General features: G+C 41.7%; 12 protein-coding genes. 5 read left to right on the forward strand and 7 right to left on the reverse strand.

Translation table 11 applies throughout. The annotated features are described in order from the left end of the window. Window positions 1-139: 139 nt before the first annotated feature. The 7 genes from PSI14_RS19075 to PSI14_RS19100 form a co-directional block, all read right to left on the reverse strand. The gene (locus PSI14_RS19075) at window positions 140-583 is read right to left on the reverse strand and encodes a recombination protein NinB (RefSeq protein ID WP_273577564.1); all 444 of its coding nucleotides are present in this window, start codon (window positions 581-583) and stop codon (window positions 140-142) included. Further along, window positions 583-780, reverse strand: coding sequence for a Lar family restriction alleviation protein (locus tag PSI14_RS20340; RefSeq protein WP_370688894.1), 198 nt, complete (start codon window positions 778-780; stop codon window positions 583-585). Before PSI14_RS20340 ends, PSI14_RS19075 begins: the two co-directional genes overlap by 1 nt. A 103-nt stretch (window positions 781-883) precedes the next feature. Continuing rightward, window positions 884-1,261 (reverse strand): hypothetical protein, encoded by a 378-nt coding sequence (locus PSI14_RS19080; RefSeq protein ID WP_273577565.1) that lies wholly within the window; start codon window positions 1,259-1,261, stop codon window positions 884-886. A gap of 1 nt (window position 1,262) precedes the next feature. Next, window positions 1,263-1,973, reverse strand: coding sequence for a replication protein P (locus PSI14_RS19085; protein ID WP_273577566.1), 711 nt, complete (start codon window positions 1,971-1,973; stop codon window positions 1,263-1,265). After that, the gene (locus tag PSI14_RS19090) at window positions 1,970-2,893 is read right to left on the reverse strand and encodes a phage replication protein O (protein ID WP_273577567.1); all 924 of its coding nucleotides are present in this window, start codon (window positions 2,891-2,893) and stop codon (window positions 1,970-1,972) included. The genes PSI14_RS19085 and PSI14_RS19090 overlap by 4 nt, the downstream gene beginning before the upstream one ends. A 124-nt stretch (window positions 2,894-3,017) precedes the next feature. Beyond that, a complete protein-coding gene (locus PSI14_RS19095) occupies window positions 3,018-3,380 on the reverse strand; it encodes a hypothetical protein (protein ID WP_273577568.1) in 363 nt (120 codons plus the stop codon). A gap of 146 nt (window positions 3,381-3,526) precedes the next feature. Further along, window positions 3,527-3,709, reverse strand: coding sequence for a YdaS family helix-turn-helix protein (locus PSI14_RS19100; protein WP_273577569.1), 183 nt, complete (start codon window positions 3,707-3,709; stop codon window positions 3,527-3,529). A 109-nt stretch (window positions 3,710-3,818) separates the two neighbouring features. Between PSI14_RS19100 and PSI14_RS19105 the strand changes: the two genes are divergently transcribed. From PSI14_RS19105 to PSI14_RS19125, 5 genes are all read left to right on the forward strand, one after another. After that, window positions 3,819-4,511, forward strand: a complete 693-nt coding sequence (locus PSI14_RS19105) for an XRE family transcriptional regulator (protein ID WP_273577570.1) — start codon at window positions 3,819-3,821, stop codon at window positions 4,509-4,511. Between the two features lie 9 nt (window positions 4,512-4,520). Then, complete coding sequence (locus PSI14_RS19110; RefSeq protein WP_273577571.1) at window positions 4,521-5,672, forward strand: type I restriction endonuclease; 1,152 nt, start codon at window positions 4,521-4,523, stop codon at window positions 5,670-5,672. A 411-nt stretch (window positions 5,673-6,083) separates the two neighbouring features. Further along, on the forward strand, window positions 6,084-6,389 hold the full coding sequence (locus tag PSI14_RS19115; protein ID WP_273577572.1) for a hypothetical protein: 306 nt from the start codon (window positions 6,084-6,086) through the stop codon (window positions 6,387-6,389). A 2-nt stretch (window positions 6,390-6,391) separates the two neighbouring features. Then, entirely contained in the window at window positions 6,392-6,553 is a 162-nt protein-coding gene (locus tag PSI14_RS19120; protein WP_273577573.1) for a hypothetical protein, read from the forward strand. Between the two features lie 375 nt (window positions 6,554-6,928). Then, window positions 6,929-7,363 (forward strand): hypothetical protein, encoded by a 435-nt coding sequence (locus PSI14_RS19125; RefSeq protein WP_273577574.1) that lies wholly within the window; start codon window positions 6,929-6,931, stop codon window positions 7,361-7,363. The last annotated feature ends 123 nt before the right edge of the window (window positions 7,364-7,486 follow it).

Raw genomic sequence — 7,486 nt, forward strand, 5'->3', positions numbered from 1 at the left:
ATCAGTTGTAACTCATCCATCAATAGCTGATAGCACCCGTGCAGGTCTCCAACCACAAAAATACGCTGGTATCGATCACCCTCGATTTTCAGGTAATTCCCGTTTCTGATTTCGCTCACCGTTCCTGCTCCTGTTTGAGTTAAATCCTGTGACCGTAATAATTCAGCGCGTAGCGTGTCTCTGTGAGTTTTACGCCCTGACATACAGCCCATGCCTGTGAATATTCAATTAAACTGCTCATGCGCCGTATACTCATTCTGGCGGTACTTTCTCTTGCCAGTGGCACCAGCTCACCTTCCAGCCCTGCGATTATCTGCCCCTCTTTCCCAGTCGCTTTTGCATGACCGGAGACGAAAATACATTTCCATTCCTGTGTACTCCATGTATCACCAGACCATTCAATACCCTGTTTAGAGACGTCACCACATAACGCATGGAACTTGTCGTTCTGCGGTAGGGTTCGGCTTGAATCTGAGATAGTAATTTGAATGGGGAATTCGTCGTTGAGGGGTAATTTATCGAGAGAGGCTATTAGGTTTTTGAGTATGTTCGCATTTCTAAGCAGAAAGACCTGCTTTTCCATCAACCCTCTCTTTTATTCCATAATTCAATTGCATTTTTGTATGAGATATCTTTGTTTTCGTTGCCATATGAAGATGGCCCCCTTGCGTCACAATGAAGACAATCAACCCACGAATCATAATCTGACTTATAATCTAGACAATCAACATTGACGTTATTACTACCACAAAACGGGCACGGCTTGAGTTTGTCGGTCATTCTGCCTCCACCAATTCATCAGGGATTTCAACCTCATCACCTAACTGTGCAGCGACCACAGCCCAGTCCAACGCCCTACCTGTCAGCTCACTCGTTTTTATTTTCATTTCTTGAATCTCCTTAGCCAGTAAATAATGTGATTATTCACATCATCGGGCAGACCATTACGATATTTCTCTCTGGTTTTTCTGTGATAACCCATTTGGATAATGGCAAAAAGCCAGAAGCATATTGGATACAAGGTTATAAGCAGTAAGAACCCTATTATTTTTGCTATAAATTCAGGTAGCTGCCTGATTTCATAATCCAAAAAATCATCTAATCCATCTCTGCTGAATACGTATTTTATTGCCCTTAAGACGCGATTTAATTGAGAGCAAATCACATCACCAAATGTGTAATCATATCCAGCTATAACAGCCCACACTGGGTGATCTAAATAATGTTCCAGCATCACGGGATATTGTTTGTAATATCTCATCTCAAAAATCCTTCTGGTGGGGTTTTAAATTGAATTTACGTCTGATTTCAGCCAGATGATTTAATGCCCGTTCGTTACTAGTGGGAATGTGTAATTCAATGAGCTGAACTTTCGGTTCTGGTATCTGTTCCCCCGATTCCATCCGGCGCGACATGCTGACTAACTCCTGTTTACACCGTTTACGTAATTCCGACTCACTCAAATTCAATCCCATCATTTGGGAATAGAGTTTTGTCACCATCCAATAACACGCGTGAGACGACCACGGGTAACATTCGGCGGAGCTGTATGATCCACGTTTAGCGCTGTAGTCCATTATCATGTCGTACAGTTCTGATTCGTCCGGTAATCCTGCGTTCTGGATACTGCCCTGTTTGCACCACTGCACGAATTGTCCGGGTGATGGCCAGAACGGGGATTCACTGGCGCGAGCCTGACGCATTCCCGCAGACAGTTGCTCTTTGGTACGAATGCCATTTTCAGCGAATGCGGCGATCCATTGCTGTTTAGCTAGTGCCTCGTCTGACTCGTTTCGCAGATTAGTTTGCGTCGCGGCAGGAAATACCTGTTTCAGTTGCCTGAATAGTTTATTAACCAGTTTTTCAGCATTTTCATTCACCACGGGCTGATTGTTAGTCTGGTAGCTATCTGACAATCGAGCCAATGCCGCACCATCACGATTTGCAATGGCGTTAACCAGATTGCGATTCATAGAAAATCCTCCCATGCCTCAGCAGTATTCCAGTTGCTGGATGATTCTGTGGTGGAGTTGGTAACTTGTTTCCGGTTGGGCTGCATACTCTGAGATTCCAGCGTGTCCCATTTTTCCCGCAGTTTGGCAGGTGACAGGATGTTGCAGTACCAGAATGAATCCTGATTGGCCCATTTGAACAGGCGACAGATCTCCGCATGGGTTCGGTTATCGGATTGCCTCATCAATCGAATATCATTGGCCCATGATGCCCAATTAGGTGTTTTGGTATTCGGCCTGACAACCAGTATTTTCTGGTAAATCCACTCAGCCGCGTTCAGGTCGTCAGTGGTTCCCCACTTATCGCCTTTGGGTGAGCTAACAGCCGCATCAGAATTAACCGTGCCAGACGATTTAGATTTTCTCGGACGATCATCTAATAATTTATTATTAGATATATATTCTTGTTCATGATGTGCGGGGTTATGTGCGCCTCCATGTGCGGGGGTATCCTCTGAGACCGCGCCATTACTGGCCTCGTCATGTGCGCTTGTATGTGCGGCCTTATGTGCGGGTGAATCGTCTATTTTTTGAGCATAGTCACTATAATTTGTGATGGTGATCACGCGACCTTTTCGCTTCTCCCCTTCAATGGAAATCATTCCCTCTTTCACAAAAAATGCCAGCATCCGTTCTACTGCATCACGACTGGTTGGCTTCCCGTTGCGGTCACACAGAGATAGCCCCAGATCAGCCGCCGTTACGACTAATTGACCGGGTTGTAAATGCCACACTCGCCCCTTGAAATTAGCTGTATAGGGTTGTCTGGCTGCATCCATAAGCAAATTTTCCCACAGGGTTCTGAGAAAAACGTCTTTAGCCCACGGTTTATTTCTGATACTCCGGTACAACGGGATAAAACCACCCTTCTGGTTCTCCATCCTGTTGCTCCTGATTTTTTTGGCCGTATTGAAATCGATAACCTCCGCTGTATTCATACGACCTCCCTATCATTAAATTTGATTCTCATGTATAATTACCTCGTGAAATGTTGTTCGGGAACCGCTAAATTCCCATCTCAAGTTGCATTTCAAAAGCCTCAACTGCTCCAACAGTTGGGGTTTTTCTTTTTGGGTATCTGAGGTTGTCCAGTGCTGATAACAATTTGCTGGCCTCAATACCTGTCAGAACAATATTTGCCTCACATCCCGGTGCTGCCACACTTCCCTCCGGCAATCCCAATTCCACAACCATTCTGCTAGCCAGCTTTACTATCCTGCTCTTTTCCCGACTCAATCCCGTTGGATGAATTCCCATTTCTCTGGCTAATGGGCCGTTTCCAGTTTCTGCGGCTGATTTGAACCAAAATGCTTCCAATGACTGAGCGCTACACGTAACGCGAGTATTGCGAGTTTTTGCAACTTCCATTTGGTAAAATTCCTAACGTTAAATTTGGTTAATGTGTTTAATGTTCGTTTAACTAAACGAATAGATAATCAGCTATCCTGAGATAGATGATGGTGAGTTGCTCCAAGAATGCCTAGAGCGGTTCATGATGTTAAAGAGCGGGATTACTATTTGTTTTTTACTAATTCAGTTAGAGGAATACCGAGTTTCTCGTGAATCTGTGCATATCTTGCAGGTGGGATATAACCCTTTTTAATCCACTGCCGAATAGCCTGATCCCTGATGTTCAATATTCGAGCTAACTCTGGAACACCTCCAGCTTTCTTGATCGTTACTTCCAATGCAGTCATCTGAATTTTCCTTCTTCGTTAATAGTTATAAAACAAAATACAAGAAATACTTTAAAAAGTAAAGTTTCACTTGCTATGAAAATAAAAGCCTCGCTTGTATATTTGAGACATGAAAACAATGCATGAAAGAATCAAGCAAGCCCGACTTGCAAAAAAACTAACTCAAGCTGAATTAGCGGAGAAACTAGGTGTTACTCCACAGTCTGTGCAGCAATGGGAATCAAGTACAGAACCAAGAAAATCAAGATTAGTAACGTTGGCATCTGTCCTTGATGCTGACGTGAATTGGCTTTTGTTTGGTGAAATTCCTAAAAAAGATGTGAGCCAAATTCCACCAAAGAACGAATGGACAACCATTGCGCCGTGGGACGGCAATACACCATTAGATGATGAAGTAGAAGTACCTTTCTTGAGAGATATCGAATTAGCATGTGGCAATGGCAGTGATGTGGATTATAACGGCTTTAAGTTAAGATTTTCTAAAGCGACTTTAAGAAGAATTGGTGCCCCGACAGATGGATCAACAATCCTATGCTTCCCTGCGAAAGGAGATAGCATGGAACCAGTGATTCCAGATGGTACGGCAATAGCAATTGATGTATCTAATCAGAAAATTATTGATGGAAAAGTATATGCAATTGAACAGGATGGGTTGAAGCGCCTTAAATGTCTTTACAGGCGTCCGAAAGGAAAAATTCTTATCAGAAGTTATAACCGTGATGAGTACGAAGATGAGATTACAGATGAAAATCAAGTGAGCATCATTGGGAAAATGTTCTGGTATTCCGTTTTAGATTACTAAGGTTATGGAATGGAAAATTTTAAGATAAAAATAAAGCATCATGTTGACCACGTTAATAACGCAGGTCAACACTGTACCACCGAAGAAACGACTAAGCAGGCATTAATACTGCCTTTTTTAGATATACTTGGGTTCAGCCCATATGACCCTCAAAAAGTCAAAGCCGAGTATGGAGCAGATTTCCCCGGAGTAAAAGCAAATGAGCGAGTGGATTATGCCTTGTTCTGTCAAGGTGTTCCAGTCATGTTTATTGAGGCAAAAGGATACAGTGAAAAGCTGGATAACCATTGTCCTCAGTTATCTAGATATTTTAATTCCACCCCAGAAGTCACTATTTCGGCAATTACAAATGGTTTAGAGTGGCGTTTCTTTACCGACTTAAAACAAAAAAACGTAATGGACCCTACCCCATTCTTGCGCATTAAAATGGATGAAGTTAGCGATGCAGACGTAGGGCAACTCTATCGCTTTAGACACGATAAATTCAAGCCGGAAGCACTAAGAACGCTGGCGGAAGAAAGTGTTTACCTATCTGCTTTTACTAAAACCATTAGCACTAGCTTGAGGGACGTTGATAGTGAGTTTGTAAGATATGTTGCCAGTAGATCTAATGTCGAACGCCAATTAAACCAGCGTTTTATTGAATCAATCACCCCGCTAGTAAAGCAAGCTGTTGAGAAATCAGTTAGTGCAATGGTCGTTTCCGGTCTTTCAAATAAACACGTTCCAATTGAAGGTATTCAAGACGAAGTAGAATCTCAAGAAAACCTGAAAGAATCAGATGATATAGTTGATCCAAACAATCCTAATATTGTTACCACCAAAAACGAATTAGCTCTATATGAAAAAACAAAATCAATAATCGGGGATTCTATTGATTTGCAATACAAGGATACAGAGTCTTATTTCAGTGTTCTTTATCAAGGAAAATCAAATAGATGGGTGGTAAGATACTTTGATAAAAAGAATAAGCCCTATATCCAGATCCCTATTGAATTAACTGACATATTGCTTAACGAAATAAACAGGGCCGGACTATCAGCCAGTAACTCGCGAATATTTATAGAAGCACCTGAAGATATTTTAAGGATAACAGGCATAATCCTTGATGCTTTTGAATTCGTGAAAAATGACGATAATTTTAGAAAAAAAGCTCAATAATCATAATGGCCACCATGTTGGTGGCTTTCCACCTTCCTCAAAATACTACTCCCCTAAACGCCAATCTGCTCACATTTACAACAATTAATAAAAATTAATCTCTTTTAAAAACAAGTAAATGTAAAGTTTATTGGCTTTTCCCTTAATCAAAAAGACAAGTAATACTTGTTTTTATAAAGTTAAACTTGTATATTCTAATCATCGAACAGGCAGGATGCCCACGAAGTAGCCGCCAGTGGCATATGAAGAACTGGATGATTCGATAATTAGCAATACCAAGTTACGAAGTACCGCTCTTTAACAAACAGGAACAGATTCAGGCATTCTTGAATCAACCCCACTGAGTAGGTTTTGGGGTGTAGTGAAAATAAGGCGATGACTACACCACCAAAACTTACTTATGGAGGCGATATGACAACAGCAACCGTTATACGGAGTGACTACGCAGCTCGTCGTTATGAGCGCAGAGCTGCTTTCTTGGCAAAGAAACAACAGGAAGCAGTACAGAAACTCCAAAGCCGCTCAGTGGAAGAAATTTGGGATTCAATCATTAAGCCAGTAGATGAAATTGATGTACTGGCACAATTAATGATTGAGTTGAAGAAAGATATTAAGAACGACAACAACAGCGGATCTTGCTGCATGAGTGACGTAGCCCTGTATTCAACCAAAATCCGCCGTCGTCTGGAGTCGGGCGGGGTGACAGCGAGGGTATAAATATGACTACACCAATGAAATTTGCAGATGAATGTAACGAATGTTTCGAATATTATCGCGCACGTGCGTTATCTCATGCCCCGCGTTCGGAACTTCGCCGTATTTTGACACAATTATGTTGGAATCAACGTGCACGTTATCGCAAATGGGCTGCTCTCAGTTGACTAACTCCAGCTCATTTCCGAGTGGGCTGTGGTGAGTGACTCTGATATATTCATGGATTCGATAATGGGATTCATGAGGGAATGTGTGTTAGTAGATGAAATGTATAGCTTTGAATGGTTCAAACTTATGTTTTTTATTTGTTGGTGGTTAAGTGCCCCTATCGGAATACTATCTACCTATATAGCATGCACATCTAAGAAGCCAATAATTAAAATCATATGTACGTTAATAGCCGTAGTATTTTTATTCCCTACAGCATCATTCTTATTCCATGCACTAGAATATGTAATGAGAAAATCTTAAATAACAATCACCGTTAAATACCAGCCTCGCCAATGCGGGGCTTTTTATTACCTGAATATAGGAGAACAACAATGCAGTTGAGTGATAAAAAACAGCAACTCGTTACTGAATCATCCAGACAGCTCAATGCACTGGGCATTAATCACACCACTGATATCTGTGGAACGATAACGGTACAAACTAAGCAAGGAAAGGTTATATTTTTCCCAACAAAAAACAAAATCCAATACAAAGGAGCCGTTACCGCAGGAGAATTAAATAACGTTAAAAATTTGGTTGAGTCATTAGGGTTATCTGACGAAATAGCCCCACAAAAGAATAAACCGAATGAAATGACATTGCGTGATTATTTCGCGGCTAAGGCAATGCAGGGTTGGGCCTGTCAGGGAGATGACACTGGAATGTTCGGGTTAAGCACATCCGATGAAACATTAAACAACATCGCCACTCTCTATTACCGAATGGCAGACGCAATGATAAAAGCGCGGGAGAATAACAATGAATAAACACATTCACGCTGATTTAATTATGGCGTACGCGAAATTAGCGCAGGAGACGGATAGACCGTGGGAACGGTTTCAGTATTGGGATAATTATCTAAAAATATGGTTGCCAGTTGATGAGCCTCT

The organism is Xenorhabdus anantnagensis (assembly GCF_028598555.1).
Lineage (GTDB): Bacteria > Pseudomonadota > Gammaproteobacteria > Enterobacterales > Enterobacteriaceae > Xenorhabdus > Xenorhabdus anantnagensis.

What these genes read in the sequence shown, in the direction of transcription:
- PSI14_RS19100 (WP_273577569.1), bottom strand. Translation starts at nt 3,709, where the DNA reads ATGACTGCATTGGAAGTAACGATCAAGAAAGCTGGAGGTGTTCCAGAG.
- PSI14_RS19075 (WP_273577564.1), bottom strand. Translation starts at nt 583, where the DNA reads ATGGAAAAGCAGGTCTTTCTGCTTAGAAATGCGAACATACTCAAAAAC.
- PSI14_RS19125 (WP_273577574.1), top strand. Translation starts at nt 6,929, where the DNA reads ATGCAGTTGAGTGATAAAAAACAGCAACTCGTTACTGAATCATCCAGA.
- PSI14_RS19110 (WP_273577571.1), top strand. Translation starts at nt 4,521, where the DNA reads ATGGAAAATTTTAAGATAAAAATAAAGCATCATGTTGACCACGTTAAT.
- PSI14_RS19120 (WP_273577573.1), top strand. Translation starts at nt 6,392, where the DNA reads ATGACTACACCAATGAAATTTGCAGATGAATGTAACGAATGTTTCGAA.
- PSI14_RS20340 (WP_370688894.1), bottom strand. Translation starts at nt 780, where the DNA reads ATGACCGACAAACTCAAGCCGTGCCCGTTTTGTGGTAGTAATAACGTC.
- PSI14_RS19105 (WP_273577570.1), top strand. Translation starts at nt 3,819, where the DNA reads ATGAAAACAATGCATGAAAGAATCAAGCAAGCCCGACTTGCAAAAAAA.
- PSI14_RS19095 (WP_273577568.1), bottom strand. Translation starts at nt 3,380, where the DNA reads ATGGAAGTTGCAAAAACTCGCAATACTCGCGTTACGTGTAGCGCTCAG.
- PSI14_RS19085 (WP_273577566.1), bottom strand. Translation starts at nt 1,973, where the DNA reads ATGAATCGCAATCTGGTTAACGCCATTGCAAATCGTGATGGTGCGGCA.
- PSI14_RS19080 (WP_273577565.1), bottom strand. Translation starts at nt 1,261, where the DNA reads ATGAGATATTACAAACAATATCCCGTGATGCTGGAACATTATTTAGAT.
- PSI14_RS19115 (WP_273577572.1), top strand. Translation starts at nt 6,084, where the DNA reads ATGACAACAGCAACCGTTATACGGAGTGACTACGCAGCTCGTCGTTAT.
- PSI14_RS19090 (WP_273577567.1), bottom strand. Translation starts at nt 2,893, where the DNA reads ATGGAGAACCAGAAGGGTGGTTTTATCCCGTTGTACCGGAGTATCAGA.